Here is a 26,307-nt window from a genome sequence, read left to right on the forward strand (position 1 = left end):
GGAGAGGTTCCGGGTTATTTGCTAAGTGAGACGCTGTCGCCAGGCTGAGGCAGGGCGATGGCCAGCGGCTGACCGAGACGGGTTTTGCTTTCGGCTTCAAGGCTTTCCGCCAGCTTCACGCGATTCGGCGCGAACAGGTTGATCACCGTTGAACCCAACTTGAAGCGACCCATTTCCTGGCCTTTCAGCAGCACCACCGCACCGTCATGATCGGCAGACGGATAGCGCCAGCGTTTGATTACACCTTCGCGCGGTGGCGTGATGGTGCCCGCCCACACAGTTTCGATGCTGCCGACAATGGTGGCACCGACAAGGATCTGCACCATCGGGCCATGATCGGTATCGAATACGCAGATCACGCGCTCGTTACGCGCAAACAGATTCGGGATGTTACGCGCGGTCAGCGGATTCACTGAGTAGAGATCGCCAGGCACATAGATCATTTCGCGCAGGACACCGTTACACGGCATGTGTACGCGGTGATAATCGCGCGGTGCGAGGTAAGTGGTAACAAACTCGCCGTCATGGAACTGATCCGCCAGATCGTCGTTACCGGCCAGCAGCGCCTGCAGGCTGTAAGTGTGGCCTTTGGCCTGGAAGATCTGATCGCCAGCAATGCGGCCCAGCTGGCTGATCGCGCCATCGGCGGGCAGCGCCAGTAAAGAGGCGTCAGGATCGACAGGACGCGCGCCCTCTTTTAACGGACGCACGAAGAAATCATTGAAGGTGCGGTAGCTGCCGGTATGTGGCTTGCTGGCTTCTGCCATATCCACTTTGTAGTACCAGACAAATATGTCGATGACCGCTTTAGTGAGCCAGCCACCACGACGGCTGGCGCCCCAACCGGCGAGTTCGGTGAGCCCTTTTTTGGGCAAAATATGATTCAGGCCGAGTTTAAAACGATCAAACACCGTTGCCTCCTGGCTTAATTACGTATCGTTAACAAAAAGGGGGCGGATTGTAGCAGCGCCCCAGCGCGTTGGCGAATGTGCCGTTGTACTGCTTAATCCGCGTCGGAGGAAAAGTTTTTACGCGTCTTTACCTGCGCCATACTTTCCAGAATTCGGTGGTAGTTATCGAAGCGCGAGATATCGATCTTGCCTTCTTCTACCGCTTCGCGAATGGCGCAGCCCGGATCGGTATCGTGCTTACAGTCGCGGAAACGGCAACTGCCCAGGAATTCACGGAATTCGACAAATCCGCGCGTCACTTGTTCCGGCTCAAGATGCCATAAACCAAACTCTCGCACGCCAGGTGAATCGATCACATCGCCGCCCGCCGGAAAGTGATAAAGGCGCGAGGCGGTGGTGGTGTGCTGACCCAAACCGGAGACGTTCGACACATCGTTAGTCAGAATTTCCGCCGCCACATCCAGGCCAAGCAGGTTATTCAACAGGCTCGATTTGCCTACGCCCGATTGACCGGCAAAGATGCTGACGCGGCCGGTTAAAGCACTTTCCAGTTCAACCAGACCATCTTTGGCGTGGCTGGAAACCATCAATACGCGATAACCAATATTGCGATAGATCTCCATCTGCTCATCAACAAACGCGCGGCCTTCGGTATCCAAAAGATCGGTTTTGTTGAGCACCAGTAGCGGTTCCACGCCGAGCGTTTCGCTGGCGACCAGATAGCGATCGATAATGTTGAGCGACAGTTCCGGCAGGATCGCCGAAACGATAATGATCTGATCGATGTTGGCGGCAATCGGTTTCACGCCGTCATAGAAGTCTGGGCGCGTTAGTACGGTTTTGCGGTCGTGTACCGCTTCGACGATCCCTTTACCGCCGCCAATGGCGACGCGCCACAAAACGCGATCGCCGGTGACCAGCGAGCGAATGGTGCGGCGGATGTTACAGCGATGCACAACGCCTTCGCTATCTTCCACGTCTGCGTGCATGCCGAAACGGCTGATCACCACGCCATCAGCCGCTTCCCCAAACAGGCTATCATCCGGCTCCGGCTTATCGCTCCGTTGCTGCAGACGACGCTGATGGTTGGCGCTTACGCGACGTTGTTGACCTTTCGACAGTTTGTTTTTACTCACGCATCCTCTCACGGCTTTCGCCAGGTTTCGCCCTGCTGGGCAAAACGTCTATGATACACCTGAAATGAGTTTAATGACGACTTTGGCAACAGGCGGGAAACGCATGACAGCTGGAAATGAAAACAACCTGATTTGGATCGACCTCGAAATGACCGGATTAGATCCGGAGCGCGATCGCATTATTGAGATCGCCACCATCGTGACCGATGCCAACCTGAACATCCTGGCAGAAGGTCCGGTGTTCGCGGTGCATCAATCTGACGAGCAGCTGGCGTTGATGGATGACTGGAACGTGCGCACGCACACCAATAGCGGATTGGTGGCGCGTGTTAAAGCCAGCGAGCATGACGACCGTGCAGCAGAATTGGCCACCATCGAGTTCCTGAAGCAGTGGGTGCCGGCGAATACCTCGCCGATTTGCGGCAACAGTATTGGTCAGGATCGTCGCTTCCTGTTTAAGTACATGCCTGAATTGGAAGCCTATTTCCACTATCGCTATCTTGACGTCAGCACGCTGAAAGAGCTGGCGCGTCGCTGGAAACCCGATATTTTGCCAGGCTTCAAAAAGTCCGGTAGCCATCAGGCACTGGATGACATTCGCGAGTCCGTCGCCGAGCTGGCGTACTATCGCGAACACTTCCTGCAGCTTTAATCGCCAGTGGGTGCGCAGGAAATCATCAGGTTGTCGATAAAAGCAGCGAACGCGCGGAAAGCGCAAAATTTTGCTTTTAGACTCTTGCGACTGAAAGGATTTCTCGTATAATGCGCACCCCGTACCGGTGAAGAATTTAATTCGGAATTCGGAACGGAGAAGTAAAACGAAGTTCAGAATCGAGCATGTTTGTTTGATGCAAGGCGGCAACTGAACGAGTCACAGCGAGCTTACATCAGTAAGTGACCTGTGCGAGTGAAGGCAGCCAACGCAGCAGCAAATAAACAGGCGAAGATTATGCGGGAATAGCTCAGTTGGTAGAGCACGACCTTGCCAAGGTCGGGGTCGCGAGTTCGAGTCTCGTTTCCCGCTCCAAACTTTCGTTGCGTAGTAAACCTCTAATGCGGGAATAGCTCAGTTGGTAGAGCACGACCTTGCCAAGGTCGGGGTCGCGAGTTCGAGTCTCGTTTCCCGCTCCAGAGTTTGTAGTAAACCATCCAAATCACGGATTTAGTCGTTAGCGTGATTGTTGTGACAAAAATACGAAGATGCAGAATCGAGTATTTTCGTTTGCAACAAGGCGGCAACTGAACGAATCCCTGGGAGCTTACATCAGTAAGTGACCTGGGTGAGCGAAGGCAGCCAACGCAGTAGCAGACTAAAATACGAAGATTATGCGGGAATAGCTCAGTTGGTAGAGCACGACCTTGCCAAGGTCGGGGTCGCGAGTTCGAGTCTCGTTTCCCGCTCCAAATTTTTATATTCACTAATGTTATTTGCCCTTAGGCGCAATCAGAATTAAAACTGCTGCTGATATTTTTATCGCATGCATCATCGTTTTTTCTGGAAATTTTGCACGCCTCGCTAGCATCGATAATGCTTGTTGTCTGACGCAGTTATCTTACAGGTTATCCACAATGTGCCTGCAAGGTTCTGACGGCGTTTTCCCCGTTGTTTAAAACTGTTTTGAACAGAGTTATCCACAAGCTCTGGACAAACCCCTGCGCGCTAAACACGACGTGAATATTTACAATAATCGCTTAATTAATTGATTTGTAAGGGTTTAAACCTATTTCAGACTGTAATCTTATCCTTTAGACGAAATTACGATCTCCGTCACTATTCCGTTGGATAATTTTATTCACAGCATGTGGAAAAGCGTTTTATCCTGTGCGACTGCTCAATCACGCATCACGTGGCAGGCCCTTTTCGACCGCGCGCACCAGCCGCTGTTTCTTCGCAGGCTGCACTTCCACCGCTTGCGCCGCGCGTTTCTGCAACTGCTGTGCAATCGCCCATTCAATATGTTCATCAAGCAGTGGATGTTCGCCGCTGCGCGATGCTAATGCCGCCATATTTTCTTCTGTCCAGGGCGCATTGCCCAATGCCACCGCAATGTTTCGCAACCAGCGCAAATGCCCAATACGCCGAATCGCTGAACCTTCAGTGATGCGCAGAAATTTGGCTTCATCCCATTTGAACAGTTCGGTGAGTGGCGGCGCATGCAGCACCGCGCGCGGTGAGAAATCGTCTTCATCAGTTAACTGACCGTAACGATTCCACGGGCAGATTAGCTGGCAATCGTCGCAGCCATAAATTCGATTACCTATTAGCGGACGGAACTCTTCAGGAATTGCGCCTTCCAACTCGATGGTGAGATAGGAGATGCAGCGACGCGCATCGACCACGTAAGGTTCGACGATAGCGGAAGTGGGGCAGATAGTGATGCAGGCGACACAGCGTCCACACTGCTCTTCCTGTGGCTGATCAACCGGTAACGGCAGATCAATCAGCAATTCGCCGAGGAAGAACCAGGAGCCCGCTTCACGGTTAAGGATTAGCGAATGTTTGCCGGTCCAGCCTAAACCGGCTTTAGCGGCAATCGGGCGTTCAAGAATCGGCGCGGAATCGACGAACGGGCGAAAATTGAGTTCGCCACAGTGCGCCTGAATCATTTCTCCGAGCTTTTTCAGTCGATTGCGCAATACTTTGTGATAGTCGCGGCCCAGCGCATAGCGGCTTACATAGCCCAACTGCGGATTTTTCAAGGTGCTGGCAAAGGCGGCTTTGGCTGGAAGGTAGTTCATGCGTACGCTAATCACGCGCAGCGTGCCAGGCAGCAGTTCATGTGGCCGCGCGCGCATCATGCCGTGGCGCGCCATCCAATCCATCTCGCCGTGATATTGCTTATCCAGCCACGCCTGCAGTTTGGGCTCTTCGGCGCTCAGATCGGTATCGCAAATACCCACCTGCTGGAAGCCGAGGTCGCGTCCCCACTGTTTGATTTGTTGAGCGAGCTGTTGAAGATCGAGAGGATATGACATGAGAAACCAGGCAATTGAAGCAAACGCGCGCAGTTTACCACACTCTGTCTGGCCTGCGCAGGCGATGGCACAACTGGAACGCGATGCCGCCGATAGCCTGGGCTTAACGCTGTTTGAGCTGATGCAACGCGCTGGCCAGGCCAGCTATGAATTAGGCCGCCAGCTGTGGCCGCAGGCGCAACATTGGTTGGTGCTGTGCGGGCACGGCAACAATGGCGGCGATGGTTTTGTAGTGGCGCGACTGGCGCAAGCAGCAGGTTTGAACGTAACGCTGCTGGCGTGCGCGGGCAGCAAAGCCTTGCCAGAAGAAGCACAGCAGGCGCAGGACGCATGGCTGGCGGCGGGCGGTGTGATTCACGCGGCAGATGCGCCCTGGCCGGAGCAGGTTGATGTGATTGTCGATGCGTTGCTCGGCACCGGCCTGAATCGTGCGCCTGCGGATCCCTACGATCGCCTGATTACGCTGATTAACGCGCATGCCGCACCAGTGCTGGCGATCGACATTCCCTCCGGTTTGCTGGCGGCTAACGGCACGGCGCCGGGTGAAACGGTCATCGCCGACCACACGCTGAGCATGATTGCGCTGAAACCCGGCCAACTGACCGGCAAAGCACGTGATTACGTTGGCGTGCTGCATAACCATGAGTTGGGTTTGTCGGCGTACCTTGCCGCTGAACAGGCACCGATTTCACGCTATGACGCCGGGGATTTAACGCGCTGGCTGAAACCGCGTCGTGCGACCTCACACAAAGGCGATCAAGGTCGGCTGTTGGTGGTCGGTGGCGATAGCGGCACGGCGGGTGCGATTCGCATGACCGGTGAAGCCGCATTGCGAACCGGTGCCGGACTTGTGCGCGTGCTGACGCATGAAGATAATATTGGCCCGATTCTCACCGCGCGACCGGAGCTAATGGTTGATGCGCTGAGCGATGAACGTCTGAATCAGGCGCTGGAGTGGGCGGATGTCATCGCCGTTGGACCGGGGCTTGGCCAGCGTGATTGGGCGCAGAAGGCACTGAAAAAGATTGCGGCCAGTGAAAAGCCGATGCTTTGGGATGCGGATGCGCTTAACCTGCTGGCAATCAAGCAGGATAACCGTCAGAATCGCATCATTACGCCGCATCCCGGCGAAGCTGCGCGCTTGCTGGGGGTGAAAACCAGCGAGATTGAGAGTGACCGCTTACATGCTGCGCGCGCCCTGGCGAAACGCTACGGCGGCGTGGTGGTATTAAAAGGCGCGGGCACGGTGATTGCCAGCGCGGCAGGTGACATCGCGATTGCTGATGTGGGCAACGCCGGCATGGCATCCGGCGGCATGGGCGATGTGTTGAGCGGAATTATCGCCGCTCTGCTCGGCCAGAAACTGACTTTACTTGATGCAGCCTGCGCAGGCTGTGTCGCGCATGGGGCAACAGCCGATGCCGTCGCGCGTCAGCGCGGTACACGCGGCATGTTAGCCACTGATTTGTTCGAGCTGCTGTGGCAGTTTGTTAATCCAGAGATGATCCAACAATAAAGCATGAAGACCTGTGTTATCCCTTTGCCCGATGAGGCGGCAACCCTGAATCTGGGTGCGCAATTGGCGCGCGTCTGCAACAGCGCGCTGGTGATCTATCTTTATGGCGATTTGGGGGCCGGTAAGACCACCTTTAGCCGTGGTTTTCTGCAGGCGCTCGGCCACCAAGGCAATGTCAAAAGCCCAACTTATACGCTGGTCGAGCCCTACGAGCTCGGCTCTCGCACGTTGTACCATTTCGATCTCTATCGTCTTGCCGATCCCGAAGAGCTGGAGTTCATGGGCATCCGCGACTATTTCACCGGCGATGCGCTTTGTCTGGTGGAGTGGCCGCAGCAGGGCACCGGCGTGCTGCCTGAGCCCGATTTAGCGCTGACGTTGCGCTATGTTGATGCAGCGCGTGAAGCCGAAATTAGCGCGGTTTCCGCCACGGGTGAAGCGCTGTTAACCCAATTCCAGCAAGGCAGGGATCCGGCATGATGTCACGGATGAGAATCATTGTACTGGGCTTGCTGTGTCTGTTTTCTGCCTCGGCGTTGTCTGCCACGTTATCAGATATCAAAGTTGAAAATGGCGATAGCCAGGCCACCGTCACGCTGAGCTTTAACGGTCAGCCGGTGTATGGCTTTTTCCCGCTGCATAATCCCAATCGTGTGGTGCTGGATATTCGTCAAAGCGGCGCGATTAAAGGTTTGCCGCTGAATTTTAGCGGCGAAAATATTGTGCAGCGCATTCGCCATAGCCAGCCAAAGGATAAGCAAAGCCTGCGTTTAGTGTTCGAACTGACGCAGGCCGCACAGACGCGCGCCAGCACCCAGCGCGATGGCAGTAATTATCGCGTGGTGTTCACCATTCGTGGGACGCAGCCAGCGAAGCGTCCGGCCGTTGCCGCACCTGTCACCACGGCACGTGAAAGCCAGCCACAAAGCAGCAGCCAGGGCAATCCGTTCAACGCCAATCAGGTGACTGCGGTAACCAGCAGCAATACCACCGTGCGTCCCGGCAACTCGGTCAGCCGCAACGATGTGGTGATTGTGGCGATTGATGCCGGACACGGCGGCCAGGATCCTGGTGCATCAGGTCAGCACGGTTTGCACGAGAAAAATGTCACCATCTCGATTGCGCGTAAACTGAAAGCGCTGATGGATCAGGATCCGATGTTCAAACCGGTGCTGACGCGTAACGGCGACTATTTCATCTCGGTGATGGGCCGTTCCGAAGTGGCGCGTAAAGAGAACGCGAATCTGCTGGTATCCATTCACGCCGACGCCGCACCGAATCATTCGGCCACCGGCGCATCGGTTTGGGTGCTGTCTAACCGCCGCGCCAATAACGAAATGGCGAACTGGCTGGAACAGAAAGAGAAACAATCTGAGCTGCTGGGCGGCGCAGGCGATCTGCTGGCGAACAGTCAGGCCGATCCCTATCTCAGCCAGGCGGTGCTGGATTTGCAGTTTGGTCATTCACAGCGTGTAGGTTATGACGTCGCCGTCAAAGTCCTGCAGCAGCTGCGCGGTATTACGCCGCTGCACAAACGTCTGCCGGAACATGCCAGCCTTGGCGTTTTACGTTCCCCGGATATTCCTTCTTTACTGGTCGAAACCGGCTTTATTAGTAATGCCGCGGAGGAGCGGCTGCTTGGCAGCAGCGCGTATCAGGAGAAGATTGCTCAGTCGATTTATAAAGGCCTGCGCAATTATTTCCTTACGCATCCGCTGCAATCGATCCCAAAGGAGGAAAACCGGCCGCTGGACAGCGCACCAGCGGTTAGCGTCGCCAGCAACCCGGCGACCGGCACGGTGCAATATACCGGCGCGACGCAGCGTCATACCGTGACGCGTGGCGAGACGCTGTCCGGCATCGCGGCAAAATATGGCGTGAGCATGGCGACGTTACGTGAGATGAATAGCCTGAAGCGCGATGTGGTTTGGGTAGGACAGCGCCTGAAGGTGCCCGCGAAATCCAGCGTTAGCGTGGCGGCGGCGAGTCGTCCAACCCGGCATAAAGTGGTGCGCGGCGATTCGCTGACGGCCATTGCCGCGCGCTATGGCGTGAGCTCGAAAGCCATCATGCAGGCGAATAATATGAAGTCGAGCAATGTGATGCTGGGGCAAAACTTAAAAATTCCGCAATCCTGATTGTTGGCTCCTCGTGAGCCAACCAGCCAGAAGGATCACCACCATGCCAATACAGATTTTACCGCCGCAGCTGGCGAACCAGATTGCCGCAGGCGAAGTGGTTGAGCGTCCGGCGTCGGTCGTAAAAGAGCTGGTGGAAAACAGCCTGGATGCCGGTGCCACGCGCATTGATGTCGATATCGAGAAAGGTGGCGCGAAGCTCATCCGCATTCGCGACAACGGCTGCGGCATCGCCAAAGACGAACTGGCGATGGCGCTGGCGCGGCATGCGACCAGCAAAATAGCCTCGCTCGATGACCTTGAGGCGATCATGAGCCTCGGTTTTCGTGGCGAAGCGCTTGCCAGTATCAGTTCTGTTTCTCGTTTAACGCTGACTTCACGCACCGCCAATCAAAGCGAAGCCTGGCAAGCCTACGCGGAAGGGCGCGATATGGATGTGACGGTGAAACCGGCTGCGCATCCGGTGGGTACATCGCTGGAAGTGCTCGACCTGTTCTACAACACGCCCGCACGCCGCAAATTCATGCGCACCGAAAAGACCGAATTTACCCACATCGATGAGGTGATTCGTCGCATTGCGCTGGCACGCTTTGACGTCGCCATCTCGCTTAGCCACAACGGTAAGTTGATGCGCCAGTATCGCGCGGTCAGTGAAAATACGCAGCGGGAGCGGCGTTTAGGTGCCATTTGCGGCACCACGTTTATGCAGCACGCTTTACGCATTGAGTGGCAGCACGACGATTTAGCGCTGCGCGGTTGGGTCGCCGATCCTAACGGCTCGCGCCAGGTTACCGACCTGCAATATTGCTACGTCAACGGACGCATGATGCGCGACAAACTGATCAATCACGCGATTCGTCAGGCGTATCAAACGCAGCTGGGTGATGATCAGCAACCGGCTTACGTGCTCTATCTGGAGATCGATCCGCATCAGGTAGATGTCAACGTCCATCCGGCTAAGCATGAGGTGCGTTTCCATCAGTCGCGTTTGGTACATGATTTTATCTGGCAAGGCGTGATGAGTGCGCTGCAAGCCAGCCGCGCGCCGGAATTGCCCATCGCCCACGCCGAAGAGCCGGCACCGAAGTGGCAGCCAGAAAACCGCCAGGCGGCAGGTGCGAACCACTTTGCCCAGCCCAGCAACACGCCACGCAGCGGCGGCACTTCTGCGGCGGCGGGTGCAAACTGGCAGAATAAAGAGCCGGTTTACAGTGCGCGTGAAGGCAATGCGTATAAGCAGTTGATGAAAACGCCGGTGGTAGAAACGCCGTGCGCTGCGCCAGTTCCTGCGGCGGCTCCGGTGCGTCAGGCGGAAACGCGTGAAGCACCGCTGGCCGCCCACGCGCAAAGTTTTGGCCGCGTGTTAAGCGTTTTACAGGATCGTTATGCGCTGCTGGAACGGGGGAGTGCGCTGCAATTGTTATCGCTGGCCGTGGCGGCACGCTGGTTAAAACAGGCCCAGCTGCAACCAGGCGATGAGGGCTTAAAACCGCAGCCATTGCTGATCCCGGTACGCCTGAAAATTGCCGCGCCGGAGCTGGCCGCTATCGCCGAGCACGCCGCGCTGCTAAGCCAGATGGGCATTGATTTACAACGAGAAGGGCAGCACGTGATGCTACGTGCGGTGCCTTTACCGTTACGAACACAAAATTTACAAATCTTGATTCCAGAACTGTTAGGCTACCTGGCCCGGCAGCAAGAGGTTTCTGCATCCACATTGGCCCAATGGCTGGCGCGTCGCGATGATGCAGAAGACGCTCACTGGAATCACTCGCAGGCGATTGCACTGCTGGCAGAGCTGGAAAGGCTCTGCCCGCAACTGCTGAAGTCGCCGCCTTCAGGTCTGTTACAGACCATTGAGATTGAGAGCGCGCTGAACGCGTTGAAGCATGAGTGAACTAAACCAGGCTAGCCGGCCAAAGGCAATTTTTTTGATGGGGCCTACCGCCTCCGGTAAGACGGCATTAGCGATTTCGCTGCGTCAGCAACTTCCGGTGGAACTTATTAGCGTTGACTCTGCCTTAATCTATCGCGGGATGGATATTGGCACGGCGAAACCGTCGGCAGAAGAGTTAGCACTGGCGCCCCATCGTTTGCTGGACATTCGCGATCCGGCGGAGGCCTATTCCGCCGCTGAATTTCGTCGCGATGCGTTGGCAGAAATGGCGGAGATCACCCGTAAGGGGAAGATTCCGTTGCTTGTTGGTGGAACCATGCTCTACTTCAAGGCGTTGCTTGAAGGATTGTCGCCGTTGCCCTCGGCCGATCCCGAGGTGCGTCAGCGAATAGAGCAAATGGCGGCGGAGAAAGGGTGGGAAGCCCTGCACCGTCAGCTGTGTGAAATCGATCCGGTCGCCGGTAGTCGTATTCATCCGAATGATCCGCAGAGACTTTCGCGAGCACTGGAAGTTTTTTTTATTTCGGGTAAAACTTTAACGGAACTGACAAAAACCTCCGGCGAAGCGTTACCCTACGACGTGTACCAGTTTGCAATCGCCCCTGCGAGTCGCGAACTGATACATCAACGCATTGCGTTGCGTTACGACCAGATGCTAGCGTCAGGATTTGAAGCGGAGGCTCGTGCACTGTTTGCGCGAGGTGATTTGCATACGGACATGCCTTCCATTCGTTGTGTCGGTTATCGCCAGATGTGGTCTTATTTGTCAGGTGAAATCGATTACGACGAAATGGTTTATCGGGGAATTTGCGCCACTCGGCAGCTCGCTAAACGCCAGATGACCTGGTTACGTGGCTGGTCTGAAGTACACTGGTTAAACAGTGATGAGCCAGAGTTAGCGCGTAATGCGGTGCTTAAGGTAGTTAGTGCGTAGCAGGGATGATTGTGTACAATTGGTCCGTTATCGTGCGCAAATTTTTACGCAGTTTTTCTGAACCACGGTTCTTAAAGCAACAAACAACAAGCATATAAGGAAAAGATAGAATGGCTAAGGGGCAATCTTTACAAGACCCGTTTTTGAACGCATTGCGTCGTGAACGTGTACCGGTTTCGATCTATTTGGTGAATGGTATTAAGCTGCAAGGGCAAATTGAATCCTTTGATCAGTTCGTCATTCTGTTAAAAAACACGGTCAGCCAGATGGTGTATAAGCACGCCATCTCTACAGTGGTTCCTTCTCGTCCAGTGTCGCACCATAGCAATAACGCGGGCGGCAGCGGTGGTAGCAGCAACTATCATCACAGCGGAAGCAATCAAAGCGCTCAGTCGCAGCCACAACAAGACGGCGATAACGCAGAATAATTTTGCGCTGCCGTAAAGCCAGGGCTGGAGAACGAGCACGTTTTCCTGTCCTGGTTATTTTATTTTAGCGAGGTTATAGCTTGTTTGACCGTTATGATGCCGGTGAGCAGGCCGTACTGGTACACATCTGGTTCTCCCAAGACAAAGAGCTGGAAGATTTGCAGGAGTTTGAAACTCTTGTCTCTTCTGCGGGCGTTGAAGCGCTGCAAGTCATTACGGGCAGCCGTAAAGCGCCACATCCCAAATATTTTGTCGGTGAAGGAAAGGCAGTTGAAATTGCCGATGCGGTGAAAGCGAGTGGAGCATCGGTCGTTTTATTCGATCATGCCTTAACGCCTGCTCAGGAACGTAATTTAGAGCGTGTGTGTGAATGTCGTGTTGTCGACCGCACCGGCCTAATTCTTGATATTTTCGCTCAGCGCGCCCGTACCCATGAGGGTAAATTACAGGTCGAGCTGGCACAGTTACGCCATATGGCAACACGTTTAGTGCGTGGATGGACGCATCTTGAACGCCAAAAAGGCGGTATCGGTTTACGTGGTCCGGGTGAAACCCAGTTGGAAACGGACCGTCGTTTACTTCGCAATCGAATTAGCCTGATCCTTTCCCGTCTTGAGCGTGTTGAGAAGCAGCGCGATCAGGGTCGCCAATCACGTGCTAAAGCTGACGTGCCAACCGTTTCTTTGGTGGGCTACACCAACGCAGGCAAATCTACTCTGTTTAATGCGATAACCTCCGCTGATGTTTATGTGGCAGATCAACTGTTTGCGACGCTTGATCCGACTTTACGTCGCCTGAATGTTGCAGACGTTGGTGAAGTGGTTCTGGCTGATACAGTGGGATTTATTCGTCATTTGCCACATGACTTAGTGGCTGCGTTCAAAGCTACGCTGCAGGAAACGCGTCAGGCCGCGCTGCTGCTCCATGTGGTTGATGCGGCTGATTTACGTATCAATGACAACATCGAAGCCGTGAATGAAGTGCTGGTAGAAATAGAATCCGATGAAATTCCAGCCCTGATGGTCATGAACAAAATCGATATGCTGGAGGACTTTGAGCCGCGTATCGATCGCAACGAAGAGAACCAACCGATTCGCGTGTGGTTATCTGCACAGAGCGGCGTGGGTCTGCCGTTACTGTGGCAGGCGCTTTCTGAGCGTTTGGCCGGTGAAATTGCGCAGTACGATTTACGTCTGCCGCCGGAAGCGGGCCGTTTACGCAGTCGTTTTTATCAGTTGCATGCTATAGAAAAAGAATGGAATGAAGATGATGGCTGTGTGAGTTTGCACGTGCGTATGCCGATCGTTGATTGGCGTCGTCTGTGTAAACAAGAGCCGTCGCTAGCCAGTTATATTGTTTGACCGTTGCCTAACCGATCTTACCCAAAAGATTTCAGGTTGTAGCAAGGCGGCAATTGAACGAATTCCCGGGAGCTTACATCAGTAAGTGACCGGGATGAGTGAAAGCAGCCAACGCCGCTACAATCTGAAAGATGAAGGGTAAGCCGTAAATACAATAAATGGAGTAGAAACATGGCGTGGAATCAGCCCGGAAATAACGGACAGGACCGCGACCCGTGGGGAAGCAGCAATAATCAAGGCGGCAACTCTGGGGGAAATAAAGGAGGTCGCGATCAGGGACCACCTGATCTGGATGATATCTTCCGAAAGTTGAGTAAAAAACTCGGCGGACTGGGCGGTGGCAAACAGAATGACAATGGCCAGCGCAGCGGCGGTAGCGGTGGCAAAGTGGTTGGCATTGTTGCCGTAGCGGCAGTCGTTATCTGGGCGGCTAGCGGTTTCTACACCATCAAAGAAGCGGAACGTGGCGTCGTCACGCGCTTTGGCAAATTTAGCCATCTGGTTGAGCCAGGCCTCAACTGGAAACCGACTTTCGTCGATCAGGTTCGCGCCGTAAACGTAGAAGCCGTACGTGAACTGGCGGCGTCTGGCGTGATGTTGACGTCGGATGAGAACGTAGTGCGCGTTGAGATGAACGTGCAGTACCGCGTGACGGATCCTGAGCGTTATCTGTATGCCGTGACCAGTGCCGATGACAGCCTGCGTCAGGCCACCGACAGCGCCTTGCGTGGCGTGATTGGTCGCTCAACCATGGACCGCATCCTGACGGAAGGCCGTACCGTGGTACGTAGCGAAACTCAGCGTGAGCTCGACGAGACCATCCGTCCGTACAACATGGGGATTACCCTGCTGGACGTAAACTTCCAGGCGGCGCGCCCACCAGAAGAAGTAAAAGCCGCGTTTGATGATGCGATTGCCGCGCGTGAAAACCGTGAACAGTACGTTCGTGAAGCTGAAGCTTATTCGAACGAAGTTCAGCCGCGTGCTAATGGTCAGGCGCAACGTATCCTCGAAGAGGGTCGTGCTTACAAAGAACGTACGGTGTTAGAAGCGCAGGGTGAAGTGGCACGTTTTGCTCGCTTGCTGCCTGAATATAAAGCTGCACCAGAAATCACGAAAGAGCGTCTTTACATTGAAACCATGGAACGTGTACTGAGCCATACCCGCAAGGTGTTGATCAGCGATCGTGGTAACAATTTGACGGTTCTGCCATTGGATCAACTGATGCGCGGTGGTCAGGCATCTGGCCAGGGCGGTCAGAAAATGACGAATTTAATGAAGTCTCCTTCGTCGTCCGATAGCAATGCGAGCCGTGGAGATTCTTCATCTTACAGTCCAGACAGCATCATGGATCAGCGTCGCGCCAATGCGCTGCGCAACGATACCCAGCGCCAGGGGAGGGAGTAATCGATGCGTAAGCCAATCATCGCCGTAATTATTGTAGTGCTGGTGGTGCTTTACGCGTCACTGTTCGTGGTGCAGGAAGGCCAACGCGGCATCGTGCTGCGCTTTGGTAAGGTTCTGCGTGATGACGAAAACAAACCGCTGGTGTACGCACCGGGTCTGCATTTCAAAATTCCGTTTATCGAAACCATGAAATCACTGGATGCGCGCATTCAGACCATGGATAACCAGGCTGACCGTTTTGTTACCAAAGAGAAGAAAGACCTGATCGTTGATTCTTACATCAAATGGCGCATCAGTGACTTCAGCCGTTACTACCTGGCAACCGGTGGTGGCGACGTTTCTCAGGCTGAAGTGCTGCTTAAACGTAAGTTCAGTGACCGTCTGCGTTCTGAAATGGGTCGTCTGGATGTGAAAGACATCGTGACTGATTCGCGTGGCCGTTTAACCACCGACGTGCGTGACGCCCTGAACACCGGCAGCGCTGGCAACGATGATGACGTTCAGACGCCCGCTGCGGATGACGCAATTGCGAGTGCGGCAGCACGTGTAGAACGTGAAACCAACAGCAGCGAGCCTGCTCCAAATCCGAACAGTATGGCTGCGTTGGGTATTGAAGTTGTCGACGTGCGCATCAAGCAGATCAACCTGCCGACTGAAGTTTCTGACGCGATCTATAACCGTATGCGCGCCGAGCGTGAAGCGGTAGCGCGTAGTCAGCGTTCACAAGGTCAGGAAGAGGCAGAGAAACTGCGTGCGCAGGCCGATTATCAGGTCACACGTACGCTGGCAGAAGCACAGCGTGAAGCGCTGATTTCTCGTGGTGAAGGTGATGGTGAAGCGGCAAAACTGTTTGCTGATGCCTTCAGCCAGGATCCGGATTTCTATGCCTTTATCCGCAGCCTGCGTGCCTATGAGAACAGCTTCTCAGACAATCAGGATGTGTTGGTGCTGAGCCCGGATAGCGATTTCTTCCGCTATATGAAAGCGCCCTCTAACGCCACGCGTTAAGAACTGATATAAAGTCCAGGCCGACAATGTTGTCGGCCTTTTTTTTGGGAAAAATCATGAATTCAACCATCTGGATGGCGCTGGCTTTGGTTTTGGTGCTGGAAGGACTTGGACCGATGTTTATGCCACGCGCCTGGCGACGCATGATTCTGGCGATGACGCAGTTACCCGATCGTCTCTTGCACCGTTTTGGTGGCGGTTTAGTGGTGGCCGGCGTGGTGATTTACGCGATGATCAGTATGCACGCGCGTTAATCAGCGTAAATTTTTTGTGATGCCGCGCGACTCAATTGTGTCTGTTGGCCGCTGTTCCCCCAACATGTTGTGAGCTGAGCAAAACTCAGGCAAAAAACAGCGCAATCGTATGCTAAAAGTGCTGAAAGAGTAAAAGTCAGGTGGTAGAATCCATTTTTAAGCAATCGGTGATTTTGAAAAAATGGGTAAGAACGTCGTCGTACTGGGCACCCAATGGGGTGACGAAGGTAAAGGTAAGATCGTAGACCTTCTGACAGAGCGCGCGAATTACGTCGTGCGTTACCAAGGTGGCCATAATGCAGGCCACACACTTGTCATCAACGGTGAAAAAACCGTCCTCCACTTAATTCCATCTGGCATCCTGCGTGAAAACGTCACCAGCATCATTGGTAACGGCGTTGTACTGTCGCCTGAAGCGCTGATGAAAGAGATGAAAGGTCTGGAAGAGCGCGGTGTGCCGGTACGTGAACGTCTGCTGATCTCTGAAGCCTGCCCATTGATTCTGCAATACCACGTAGCAATGGATGTGGCGCGCGAGAAAGCGCGTGGCGCCAAAGCTATTGGCACCACCGGTCGCGGTATCGGTCCTGCCTATGAAGATAAAGTGGCACGTCGCGGTCTGCGCGTGAGCGATCTCTTCAACAAAGAAACCTTTGCGGTGAAGCTGAAAGAGATCGTCGATTTCTACAACTTCCAGCTGGTTAACTATTACAAAACTGATGCTGTTGACTACGAAAAAGTGCTGAGTGATACGCTGGCGGTTGCCGATATCATTACCAGTATGGTGGTTGACGTCTCTGATCTGCTGGACGGGGCGCGTAAGCGTGGCGACCTGATCATGTTCGAAGGTGCACAGGGTACGCTGCTGGATATCGATCACGGTACCTATCCGTACGTGACCTCATCGAACACCACCGCAGGTGGCGTAGCGACGGGTTCAGGTATTGGTCCTCGCTATGTTGATTACGTGCTGGGTATCGTCAAAGCCTACTCAACGCGCGTTGGTGCAGGTCCATTCCCGACCGAACTGTTCGACGAAACCGGCGAGTTCCTGTGTGCACAAGGTAACGAGTTCGGCGCGACCACTGGTCGTCGTCGTCGTACCGGCTGGTTGGATGCGGTTGCCGTTCGCCGTGCCGTGCAGATCAACTCGCTGTCAGGTTTCTGCATGACCAAGCTGGACGTGCTGGATGGCCTGAAAGAAGTGAAAATCTGTGTGGCTTATCGTATGCCAGATGGCCGCGAAATGACCACCACGCCGCTGGCAGCTGAAGGCTGGGAAGGCATTGAGCCGATTTACGAAACCCTGCCAGGCTGGAGCGAGACCACATTCGGCGTTAAGACGCTGGAAGGTTTGCCGCAAGCTGCACGTGACTACATCAAACGTGTAGAAGAAGTGACCGGTGTGCCGATTGATATTATTTCTACCGGCCCAGACCGCAGTGAGACCATGATTCTGCGCGACCCGTTCGACGCATAATCTCCTCAGGCCGGACTCTGTCCGGCCTTTGTATTTCTAATCTTTGACTCCACTCACTCTATTTTTTCTTGCAGATATCGATACTTGCCAGAAAAAACGCACCGGCCACCACGCTCTGGTTTATCATCATATTTAAACATCACGCCGACCGGCGCATAACCATAACGTTCGATGATTCACTGAGGTATATGTGCAGCTAACAAGTTTCACCGATTATGGTCTGCGTGCCCTGATTTACATGGCGACGTTACCGGCAGGTAAGCAGACCAACATTACCGAAGTCACCGATACCTACGGGGTGTCGCGTAACCATATGGTTAAAATCATCAATCAACTGAGCCGGGCTGGCTTTGTCGCCGCAACACGCGGTAAAAACGGCGGAATTCGTTTAGGCATGGACCCGGAAAAAATCGTCATTGGCGATGTGGTGCGAAGAATGGAGCCGTTGCAGCTCGTGAACTGCGACGAGTGTGTGATCACGCCGGCCTGTCGTTTGCGTAAAGCATTGCACGATGCGGTCCAGCTATTCCTCAAGGAACTGGACAAGTATACGCTGGCCGATTTGGTCAAAGATAACGATTCGCTGTACCAACTTTTATTGTCCGAACCGCCGGTGGCAATCCAAATTAAATGACATCGGAGGAACCGTAATGTCAAAAGATCCTTATCAGGATAGAGAAGCTGAAAAATACGAAAACCCAATTCCAAGCCGCGAATTTATTCTGGCACTGCTGGAAAAACGCGAAAAGCCGACCAGCCGCGATGACATCGCGCAGGAATTGAATATCACCAGCGAAGAGCAGCAGGAAGCGCTGCGTCGTCGTCTGCGCGCTATGGAGCGCGATGGTCAGCTGGTGTTTACTCGCCGTCAATGTTACGCCCTGCCAGAACGTCTTGATCTGCTTCGCGGTAAAGTGATTGGCCATCGCGATGGCTATGGCTTCCTGCGCGTAGAAGGCCAGAAGGATGATTTCTATCTTTCAGCCGAACAGATGAAATTCTGCCTGCACGGCGACGTAATTCTGGCGCAGCCGGGCAGCGCCGATCGTAAAGGTCGTCGTGAAGCGCGCGTGGTGCGCGTGCTTGAGCCACGTAACAGCCAGATCGTCGGCCGCTACTTTACCGATGCAGGTACCGGTTTTGTGGTGCCGGATGACAGCCGCCTGAGTTTCGACATCCTGATCCCGCAAGAAGAAACGCTTAACGCGCGTATGGGTTCAGTGGTGGTGGTTGAAATCACCCAACGTGCGACGCGTCGCACCAAAGCGATCGGCAAAGTGACCGAGCTGCTGGGTGACGATATGGGCACCAGCCTTGCGGTCGATATGGCGGTGCGCACCCATGAAATCCCGCACACATGGCCGGAAGAAGTTGAGAAGCAGATCGCTAAGCTGAAAGAAGAAGTGCCGGAAGAGGCGAAGCTTGGGCGTGTTGATTTACGTAAGTTGCCGCTGGTCACCATTGATGGTGAAGATGCGCGTGACTTTGATGATGCTGTTTTCTGCGAGAAAAAGCGCGGCGGCGGCTGGCGTTTGTGGGTGGCCATTGCCGACGTCAGCTATTACGTGCGTCCGGGCACGCCGCTGGACGATGAAGCGCATCAGCGCGGCACCTCGGTCTATTTCCCGTCGCAGGTTATCCCGATGCTGCCGGAGATTCTCTCCAACGGCTTGTGCTCGCTGAATCCGCAGGTTGATCGTTTGTGCATGGTGTGTGAGATGACCATCTCCTCCAGCGGCAAACTTACCGGTTTCAAACACTATGAAGCGGTGATGAATTCCCATGCGCGACTGACCTACAATAAAGTGTGGAACATTCTGCAAGGTGATGCCGATCTGCGTGAACAATACGCGGCGCAGGTTCCTCATCTGCACGAGTTGCACAACATGTATCAGGTGCTGGAAACCGCGCGTGAGCAGCGTGGCGGCATTTCGTTTGAGACCGATGAACCCAAGTTCATCTTCAACGCCGAGCGTCGCATTGAGCGCGTTGAGCGCACCTCACGCAATGATGCGCATAAGCTGATTGAAGAATGTATGATTCTCGCCAACATCGCCTCGGCGCGTTTTGTTGAGAAAAATGAAGAGCCTGCGCTGTTCCGCGATCACGATCGTCCAAGCGAAGACAGCATCAAAAGCTTCCGTACCGTACTGAACGAGCTGGGCTTAAGCCTGCCGGGCGGCGCTAAGCCGCATCCGACCGATTATGCCGCCTTGCTGAAACAAGTGGCCGATCGTCCAGACGCGGAAATGCTGCAAACCATGCTGCTGCGTTCGATGAAACAGGCGGTTTACGATCCTGAAAACCGGGGGCACTTCGGTCTGGCGCTGGCGTCTTATGCGCACTTTACCTCGCCGATTCGCCGCTATCCGGATTTGCTGCTGCATCGCGCCATCAAATATCTGCTGGCAAAAGAGCGCGGCGAAGTCGATGGCATCACCACGCCGACCGGCGGTTATCACTACGACATGCAGCAAATGCTGCAGCTGGGCCAGCACTGTTCGCTGACCGAGCGCCGTGCTGATGAAGCCACGCGCGATGTTGCTGATTGGCTGAAGTGTGACTTCATGCAGGATCAGGTTGGCACCGTGTTCAACGGCGTAATCTCCAGCGTGACTGGCTTTGGTTTCTTCGTACGTCTCAACGATCTGTTTATCGATGGTTTGGTGCACGTCTCGACGCTGGATAATGACTATTATCGCTTCGATGCGGTGGGCCAGCGTTTGATTGGCGAATCCGGCGGTCGCACTTATCGTCTGGGCGATGCGGTAGAAGTGCGCGTTGATGCGGTACATATGGACGAGCGTAAAATCGACTTCGCGCTGATTTCCAGCAAGCGTGTACCGCGCGGCGAAGGCAAAACCGAGCGCGAGCGTGAGAAACGCGGCGGCAAACCGCCAGCTAAGCGTCGTCGTGATGCCGGTAAGAAGGGCACTTTCGAGCCTGATTCCGCGTTCCGTGGCGAGAAGAAAAAGCCTGCCGCTGCTGAGAAACCGGCTAAAAGCGAGAAAAAAGGCAAAAAAGTCTCCGAGAAAACCCGTAAAATCGCCGCCGCCACCAAGTCCAAGCGCGCGTCGAAGAAGCAGCCTGACGAAGCCTGATAGTTAGGTCGCCTTGCAGGGCGACCTGACGAAACCGTTGTAGGGTGCGCATCAATGCGCACCTGAACCTCCGTATTCAACGATCTAAATCCAACCTTGAGCAAAGTAATGAGTGAAATAATTTTTGGTATTCATAGCGTGCAGGCGCTGCTGGAGCGCGATCCTCAGCGTTTTCAGGAAGTCTTTATCCTTAAAGGCCGCGAAGATCGTCGCCTGCAGCCGCTGATCCTCGCACTGGAAGCTCAGGGAATCCCGGTGCAGGTGGCGAACCGTCAATGGCTTGATAGTCAGGTTGAAGGCGGCGTGCATCAGGGCATCGTGGCGCGCGTGAAGCCAGGCAAGCAGTATCAGGAAGGTGATTTGCCGGATCTGCTGCAGAGCCTTGAGAAGCCGTTCCTGCTGGTGCTGGATGGCGTTACCGATCCGCACAATCTCGGCGCTTGCCTGCGTAGCGCGGATGCCGCTGGCGTGCATGCGGTCATCGTGCCAAAAGACCGTGCAGCACCGTTGAATGCCACCGCCAAGAAAGTGGCCAGCGGCGCGGCAGAAAACGTACCGTTGATTCGCGTCACCAACCTGGCGCGCACCTTGCGCTTGCTGCAGGAATACAACGTCTGGGTCGTTGGCACCGCAGGCGAAGCCGATCACACCGTTTACCAAAGCAAAATGACTGGCTCAATGGCGCTGGTGATGGGTGCGGAAGGTGAAGGCATGCGTCGTTTAACGCGTGAGCATTGCGATGAGCTGATCAGCATCCCAATGGCCGGCAGCGTCTCATCACTCAACGTGTCGGTTGCCACCGGCGTCTGCTTGTTTGAAGCCGTTCGTCAGCGTCAGGCGTGATCCCCGCCGCAAAAAATTTTCCAGGCCAGGCATAACTGCACATCCTCTTCATACTTGAAAAATGAGTATGAGGAGGACGTTATATGATTTGGACCACTCACACCGTATTCAATCAGCCCCATCCGCTCAGCAACAGTAACCTGTTTACGCGTGATATCGCCCTGTGCGAGGCCGTTGTACGCGAAGGTGCCAGCTGGGATCGCGAATGGCTGGCTTCCGTCGGCTTGCAACTCGGCAGCGCCGAATCCCTTGAGTTAGGCCGCTTAGCGAACGTCGAAGCGCCGGAACTGTTGCGCTACAACGCGCGCGGCGAACGCCTCGACGAAGTGCGTTTTCATCCCGCCTGGCATCTGCTGATGCAGGGCTTGTGCGCCAGCCGGCTTAATAATCTCAGCTGGCAGCCCGACGTGCAGCCGCAGGCGATGGTGGCGCGTGCCGCCCGTTTTATCCTGCATGCACAGGTGGAAGCGGGCTCGCTCTGTCCGGTGACCATGACGCACGCTGCCATTCCGCTGCTGCAAAATCATCTGCCTGAACCCTACGCTGACTGGCGCGAAGCGCTGCTCAGCGATCGTTACGATGCGCATCATCTGCCGGGCAATAAGAAGCGCGGCCTGCTGATTGGCATGGGCATGACGGAAAAACAGGGCGGCACCGATGTGTTGAGCAGCACCACTCGCGCCGAACCGCTTGGCGTGCGCGGGCCGGGCGAAGCGTATCGCATCACCGGTCACAAATGGTTTTTCTCGGTCCCGCAAAGTGATGCGCATCTGATTCTGGCGCAAACGTCACAAGGATTGAGTTGCTTCTTCCTGCCCCGCTTGCTGCCGGATGGCACGCGCAATGCTATTCGCATCGAACGACTGAAAGACAAGCTTGGCAATCGCTCCAACGCCAGCGCAGAAGTGGAGTTTCAGGATGCGATCGGTTGGCTGATGGGGGAAGAGGGCGATGGAGTGCGGCTGATCCTCAAGATGGGCGGCATGACGCGCTTCGACTGCGCGCTGGGCAGCCACGGACAGATGCGCCGAGCGCTGTCGATTGCCGTACACCATGCTCAGCAGCGTCAGGTGATGGGCAAGAACCTTATCGATCAACCACTGATGCGCGCGGTGCTGGCGCAACAGGCGCTGCAGCTGGAAGGGCAAACCGCCTTGCTGTTGCGGCTGGCGCGCGCCTGGTCAACACCGGCCAGCGAACATGAACGCTTGTACGCACGTTTGTTCACACCGGCCGCCAAATTCGTGGTCTGTCAGGCGGGCATGCCCTTTTTGGCAGAAGCAATGGAAGTGCTGGGCGGCATTGGCTATTGCGAAGAGAGCGAGTTGCCGCGTCTTTATCGTGAGATGCCGGTCAATAGCATCTGGGAAGGCTCCGGCAATGTGATGTGCCTGGATGTCCTGCGCGTGCTCGGTCGTCACGCCGAAGTGATGACCATGCTGCACGATGAGTTTGATGCGGTGAAAGGCAGTAATCGTCATTTTGATCGCCGCTGGCGGCAGTTACGCTGGCAGCTCGCGAACCCGCGCGAAGGGCAGGCGCGGGAGATCACGCGCGAATTACTGCAGCTGGCGAGTGCCGCGATTCTGCTCAAAGTGGCAGAGCCGCCGCTGGCCGATGGCTGGTGTCAGCAGCATCTCGATCTGCGCGGCACGCGTGCATTGAGCGACGATCTCTGCGCGCGCTTACTGTTGCGCTGCAGTGCCGCTTGACGGCGCGCCATACAGAATGGCGGTGGCGTACCAGAAGCTGGGAATGGTGGTTTCATCCAGCATCAGAATTTGATAGTAAACCGCGCCCGCCTGATTGGCTTTAGCGGCAATAGCGCGCTGCGCATCATCCGGCGATCCGCGTGTGGTGGCGGTGATATTGCCGAGCTTTGGCAGACCAACACTTTGCGCGCGTGAAATCTCCTGCGCTTGCTGCGTGGGTGGTGGCGGAGCTTGTGGCGTGGTGGTGAACGCGGCGCAGCCGCTGAGCAGCAGTGTTAAGGCCAAATAGAGAGTACGCATAGCAACTCCTGAAGCAGGAAGATGGCTCAAGTTTAAGCCATCTTCCTGTGGCTTTTAGTCCTTCAGATGAAAAATGCTCACCAGCTGCGTCAGATGATGACCTTTCTTACTCAGATGATTGGCGGTAATTTCTGACTGGTTAATCATATCGCTGCTTTGATGCGTGGCCTGGCTGATGTGATTCATCGCCAGATTCACCTGACCAATGCCCGCCGCCTGTTCCTGCGCAGCAATATTGATCTCGCCCATCAGCGTTTTAACCTGCTCGATGTGATTGACGATATGGCTCATCGCATCGCGTGTCTGCTCGGATAGCGTGTGGCCGGCCGCCACTTTATCGATTGAGCTGGCAATCAAGCCATCAATCTCTTTGGCTGCCGTAGCACTGCGCTGTGCCAGCGCGCGCACTTCCGCCGCCACCACCGCAAAGCCTTTACCGTGTTCACCAGCGCGCGCCGCTTCAACCGCCGCATTGAGCGCCAGAATGTTGGTCTGGAAGGCAATTGACTCAATCACGTGAGTGATGTCGGCGATGCTCTGCGACGCCACACGAATCTCCGACATGGTTTCCACCGAACGTGCCACGGTGCTGCCGCCGTGATTCACGGTGTTAGCCGCTTCACCGACCAGCGCCATCGCCTGACGCACATTGGCTGCGGTTTGTGCCACAGTCGCGCCAAACTGCTCCATGCTGGCCGAGGTTTCCTCCACGCTGCTGGCCTGACGTCCAATCTGCTCGCTGATGCTGGAGCTGCTGGCGGCGATGGTATCGGTGCCGCTGCTGATTTCACGCGCCGCCGAACGCACCTGACTGACGACTTTCTCCAGCCCATCGCCAATGCCATTGATCGCGCTGACCAACTGACCAATCTCATCACGACGTGAAGAGTCGAGATGTGCCTGCAGATTACCGGCGGCGTACTGTTCTGCCAGATGAATCACCTGTTGCAGTGGACGCGTGATGGCGCGGCGGCTGTACCACATAAAGCCGATGGCAAAAACGATCACCAGCGCCAGCCCAATCGCCATAAACAGGTTACGGCTGTGCGTGATTGGTGCCAGCAGGCTGGCACGGCTCACTTCGCCGGCAATAACCCAGTTCCAGCCAGGAAGCTGCTGCCACGCCAGCAGTTTGGTTTCGCCATCCAGTTTAACCGCCACTAATCCCTTCGGCTGACTTAGCAGTTGCTGCTGCGTGGCGTTATCCCAGCGCGGCAGTTTGCCTTCAGCGTGACGATCAAACAGATATTGGCCCTGGCTACTGCCCGGCGCACCGTTCAAAACCGAGAAGGTGCCGCTGTCGCCAAGATGGCGCGCCAACACTTTGTCACGCATCAGCGCGTATTGCGCATCGATCTGCACCCCGACGAACAGGATGGCGATCACCGTGCCGCTGCTATCCTGCACCGGCTGATACTGCGTGATGTAACGATGGCCGAACAGCGTCGCCAGGCCGCGATACACCGTGCCCTGGTTGATGCTGCGCCAGGCCGCGCTGCTGCGATCCAGTTTGGTGCCCACCGCGCGGCTGCCATCCTCTTTTTTCAGCGAGGTGGCGATACGAATGTAATCCTCGCCATCACGCACGAAGATGGTGGAAACCGCACCGGTGCGATCGAGAAAATCATCCACCGCGATTTGATCGAGGTTGAGGGTTTTCAATCCCGCTCGCAGTGTTGGCGTGCTGAATTCGCCCACCTGAACACGTTCGCTGTCATCACGGCTAAAACGTTTTGGCAGGAAGCTTTGGAACAGTTTGGTGTAATTCGCCACCTCTTCCGACAGCGTGGCGTTGAACATGGTGGCCATTTCATTAATGCCTTGCACCTGATTCTGCATATCATCGGTTGCCAGCTGCTCCAGCTGACGTGCCGCGTTATGGCTCAGGGTTAAGGTTAGAGTAAATAGCACAATTGCCACGCTCAAAGACGTCAATACAGACAGCTTGATTCCGAGACCCATGGCGCTGAGAGAAAGACGCTTCATAAAGTACCTTTTGAGATTATTGAAGGGGTACAAGATCAACGGCAAAACGGGCTAAATGTTTAGGGCTGAAATTATTCAAACTTAATGTGAAGTGGCTCGCATTTTGTCACGCAGCGTTTACACTGAGTCCAGTGATAATCATTCTCAATGGAGGCGGTATGATTGAGTTGGCAACGGAGCATCTGGCAGGCATCGAATGTATTCACGCATCACCGGCTGGTCAGCGCCAGGCGCGCTTGCCGACGGTATTGTTCTATCACGGTTTTACCTCATCAAAAGAGGTTTACAGCTACTTTGCCGTGGCGCTGGCGCAGGCCGGTTTCCGCGTGATCATGCCCGATGCGGACATGCACGGCGCGCGTTATAACGGCGATACCGATGCACGTATGACCCACTTCTGGGAGATCCTCAAACAGAACATCGATGAAGTGCCGTTGCTGGAGAAGGCGCTGCGCGATAACGACTGGATTGCCGATGAGCGCTTTGCCGTGGCGGGCGCCTCGATGGGCGGCATGACCGCGCTGGGCGCAATGGCGCGCTATCCGCAAATCCACAGCGTGGCGTGTTTAATGGGTTCCGGCTACTTCATGCAGCTGAGTCATACGCTGTTTCCGCCGCTGGTGGCGCGCACGCCAGAACAGAAAGAAGCTTTTGCCGCGCGCTTAGCGCCGCTGGCGCCGTACGATCCCAGCGAGCAACTGGAGAAACTGGCGAATCGACCTTTGCTGCTGTGGCACGGCGAAGCGGATGAAGTGGTGCCCTTTGCCGAAACGGCGCGTCTACAGAAAGCGTTAGGCGAGGCGGGACTCAATCAACAGGTGACCGCGCTTTCCGAAAAGAACATCGGCCACAAAATCACACCTGCGGCCCTGACGGCGCTGGTCAGTTTCTTTAAACACCATTTATAAAAAATGCGGGT

Annotated in this window: 22 protein-coding genes and 3 tRNA genes; 20 read left to right on the top strand and 5 right to left on the bottom strand. The window is 55.2% G+C overall.

The features are described 5' to 3' along the window. Positions 1-14 precede the first annotated feature (14 nt). On the bottom strand, positions 15-911 hold the full coding sequence (gene asd, locus PanJK_RS07655) for an archaetidylserine decarboxylase (RefSeq protein ID WP_256697595.1): 897 nt from the start codon (positions 909-911) through the stop codon (positions 15-17). Positions 912-1,003: 92 nt separating this feature from the next. Continuing rightward, on the bottom strand, positions 1,004-2,047 hold the full coding sequence (gene rsgA / locus PanJK_RS07660; RefSeq protein ID WP_256697594.1) for a small ribosomal subunit biogenesis GTPase RsgA: 1,044 nt from the start codon (positions 2,045-2,047) through the stop codon (positions 1,004-1,006). Between the two features lie 103 nt (positions 2,048-2,150). Here rsgA and orn point away from each other — a divergent pair, with 103 nt between their 5' ends. The 4 genes from orn (at position 2,151) to PanJK_RS07680 (ending at position 3,451) form a co-directional block, all read left to right on the top strand. Further along, positions 2,151-2,699, top strand: a complete 549-nt coding sequence (orn, locus tag PanJK_RS07665) for an oligoribonuclease (RefSeq protein ID WP_008101955.1) — start codon at positions 2,151-2,153, stop codon at positions 2,697-2,699. Between the two features lie 299 nt (positions 2,700-2,998). Next, a tRNA-Gly gene (locus PanJK_RS07670) sits at positions 2,999-3,074 on the top strand. A 28-nt stretch (positions 3,075-3,102) separates the two neighbouring features. Continuing rightward, positions 3,103-3,178 (top strand) — tRNA-Gly (locus PanJK_RS07675). Between the two features lie 197 nt (positions 3,179-3,375). Beyond that, a tRNA-Gly gene (locus tag PanJK_RS07680) sits at positions 3,376-3,451 on the top strand. Positions 3,452-3,883: 432 nt separating this feature from the next. Here PanJK_RS07680 and queG read toward each other — a convergent pair. Then, a complete protein-coding gene (gene queG, locus PanJK_RS07685; protein ID WP_256697593.1) occupies positions 3,884-5,023 on the bottom strand; it encodes a tRNA epoxyqueuosine(34) reductase QueG in 1,140 nt (379 codons plus the stop codon). On the opposite strand from queG, the gene nnr reads away from it, so the two are divergent. From nnr to PanJK_RS07760, 15 genes are all read left to right on the top strand, one after another. Then, on the top strand, positions 5,022-6,539 hold the full coding sequence (gene nnr, locus PanJK_RS07690) for a bifunctional ADP-dependent NAD(P)H-hydrate dehydratase/NAD(P)H-hydrate epimerase (protein ID WP_265298641.1): 1,518 nt from the start codon (positions 5,022-5,024) through the stop codon (positions 6,537-6,539). The two genes, queG and nnr, sit on opposite strands and share 2 nt — an antisense overlap. 3 nt (positions 6,540-6,542) lie before the next feature. Then, positions 6,543-7,019 carry a tRNA (adenosine(37)-N6)-threonylcarbamoyltransferase complex ATPase subunit type 1 TsaE gene (tsaE, locus tag PanJK_RS07695; protein WP_061723444.1) on the top strand — a complete coding sequence of 159 codons (477 nt, stop codon included), beginning with the start codon at positions 6,543-6,545 and terminating at the stop codon, positions 7,017-7,019. Next, positions 7,016-8,677, top strand: coding sequence for an N-acetylmuramoyl-L-alanine amidase AmiB (gene amiB, locus PanJK_RS07700; protein ID WP_256697589.1), 1,662 nt, complete (start codon positions 7,016-7,018; stop codon positions 8,675-8,677). Before tsaE ends, amiB begins: the two co-directional genes overlap by 4 nt. 43 nt (positions 8,678-8,720) lie before the next feature. Further along, positions 8,721-10,574, top strand: coding sequence for a DNA mismatch repair endonuclease MutL (mutL, locus tag PanJK_RS07705; protein ID WP_265298645.1), 1,854 nt, complete (start codon positions 8,721-8,723; stop codon positions 10,572-10,574). After that, positions 10,567-11,508 carry a tRNA (adenosine(37)-N6)-dimethylallyltransferase MiaA gene (gene miaA / locus PanJK_RS07710; protein ID WP_265298647.1) on the top strand — a complete coding sequence of 314 codons (942 nt, stop codon included), beginning with the start codon at positions 10,567-10,569 and terminating at the stop codon, positions 11,506-11,508. The genes mutL and miaA overlap by 8 nt, the downstream gene beginning before the upstream one ends. A 110-nt stretch (positions 11,509-11,618) precedes the next feature. Next, positions 11,619-11,936 carry an RNA chaperone Hfq gene (gene hfq, locus PanJK_RS07715; RefSeq protein WP_101762863.1) on the top strand — a complete coding sequence of 106 codons (318 nt, stop codon included), beginning with the start codon at positions 11,619-11,621 and terminating at the stop codon, positions 11,934-11,936. 80 nt (positions 11,937-12,016) lie between these two features. Then, on the top strand, positions 12,017-13,297 hold the full coding sequence (gene hflX / locus PanJK_RS07720) for a ribosome rescue GTPase HflX (RefSeq protein ID WP_265298652.1): 1,281 nt from the start codon (positions 12,017-12,019) through the stop codon (positions 13,295-13,297). A 171-nt stretch (positions 13,298-13,468) separates the two neighbouring features. Next, positions 13,469-14,704, top strand: coding sequence for an FtsH protease activity modulator HflK (gene hflK / locus PanJK_RS07725; RefSeq protein ID WP_101762864.1), 1,236 nt, complete (start codon positions 13,469-13,471; stop codon positions 14,702-14,704). A 3-nt stretch (positions 14,705-14,707) separates the two neighbouring features. Continuing rightward, entirely contained in the window at positions 14,708-15,712 is a 1,005-nt protein-coding gene (gene hflC, locus PanJK_RS07730; protein ID WP_101762865.1) for a protease modulator HflC, read from the top strand. Positions 15,713-15,768: 56 nt separating this feature from the next. After that, positions 15,769-15,966 carry a DUF2065 domain-containing protein gene (locus PanJK_RS07735; RefSeq protein ID WP_008103612.1) on the top strand — a complete coding sequence of 66 codons (198 nt, stop codon included), beginning with the start codon at positions 15,769-15,771 and terminating at the stop codon, positions 15,964-15,966. A gap of 181 nt (positions 15,967-16,147) precedes the next feature. Further along, a complete protein-coding gene (locus tag PanJK_RS07740; RefSeq protein ID WP_256697586.1) occupies positions 16,148-17,446 on the top strand; it encodes an adenylosuccinate synthase in 1,299 nt (432 codons plus the stop codon). Between the two features lie 190 nt (positions 17,447-17,636). Beyond that, positions 17,637-18,080 (top strand): nitric oxide-sensing transcriptional repressor NsrR, encoded by a 444-nt coding sequence (nsrR, locus tag PanJK_RS07745; protein ID WP_256697585.1) that lies wholly within the window; start codon positions 17,637-17,639, stop codon positions 18,078-18,080. Between the two features lie 16 nt (positions 18,081-18,096). After that, on the top strand, positions 18,097-20,547 hold the full coding sequence (gene rnr, locus PanJK_RS07750; protein ID WP_265298659.1) for a ribonuclease R: 2,451 nt from the start codon (positions 18,097-18,099) through the stop codon (positions 20,545-20,547). A 108-nt stretch (positions 20,548-20,655) separates the two neighbouring features. After that, positions 20,656-21,390 carry a 23S rRNA (guanosine(2251)-2'-O)-methyltransferase RlmB gene (gene rlmB, locus PanJK_RS07755; RefSeq protein ID WP_265298661.1) on the top strand — a complete coding sequence of 245 codons (735 nt, stop codon included), beginning with the start codon at positions 20,656-20,658 and terminating at the stop codon, positions 21,388-21,390. An 83-nt stretch (positions 21,391-21,473) separates the two neighbouring features. After that, positions 21,474-23,102 carry an isovaleryl-CoA dehydrogenase gene (locus PanJK_RS07760; RefSeq protein ID WP_265298663.1) on the top strand — a complete coding sequence of 543 codons (1,629 nt, stop codon included), beginning with the start codon at positions 21,474-21,476 and terminating at the stop codon, positions 23,100-23,102. Here the strand turns inward: PanJK_RS07760 and bsmA are convergent. Together bsmA and PanJK_RS07770 are read right to left on the bottom strand one after the other, a co-directional pair. Further along, on the bottom strand, positions 23,076-23,402 hold the full coding sequence (bsmA, locus tag PanJK_RS07765; protein WP_265298665.1) for a biofilm peroxide resistance protein BsmA: 327 nt from the start codon (positions 23,400-23,402) through the stop codon (positions 23,076-23,078). The genes PanJK_RS07760 and bsmA overlap by 27 nt on opposite strands. Before the next feature lie 54 nt (positions 23,403-23,456). Then, positions 23,457-25,388: a methyl-accepting chemotaxis protein gene (locus PanJK_RS07770; protein WP_265298667.1), complete on the bottom strand. Its 1,932-nt coding sequence runs from the start codon at positions 25,386-25,388 to the stop codon at positions 23,457-23,459. A 158-nt stretch (positions 25,389-25,546) separates the two neighbouring features. On the opposite strand from PanJK_RS07770, the gene yjfP reads away from it, so the two are divergent. Next, on the top strand, positions 25,547-26,296 hold the full coding sequence (gene yjfP, locus PanJK_RS07775; RefSeq protein ID WP_265298671.1) for an esterase: 750 nt from the start codon (positions 25,547-25,549) through the stop codon (positions 26,294-26,296). The last annotated feature ends 11 nt before the right edge of the window (positions 26,297-26,307 follow it).

It is taken from the genome of Pantoea sp. JK, assembly GCF_026130245.1.
Classification (GTDB): Bacteria; Pseudomonadota; Gammaproteobacteria; order Enterobacterales; family Enterobacteriaceae; genus Pantoea; species Pantoea trifolii.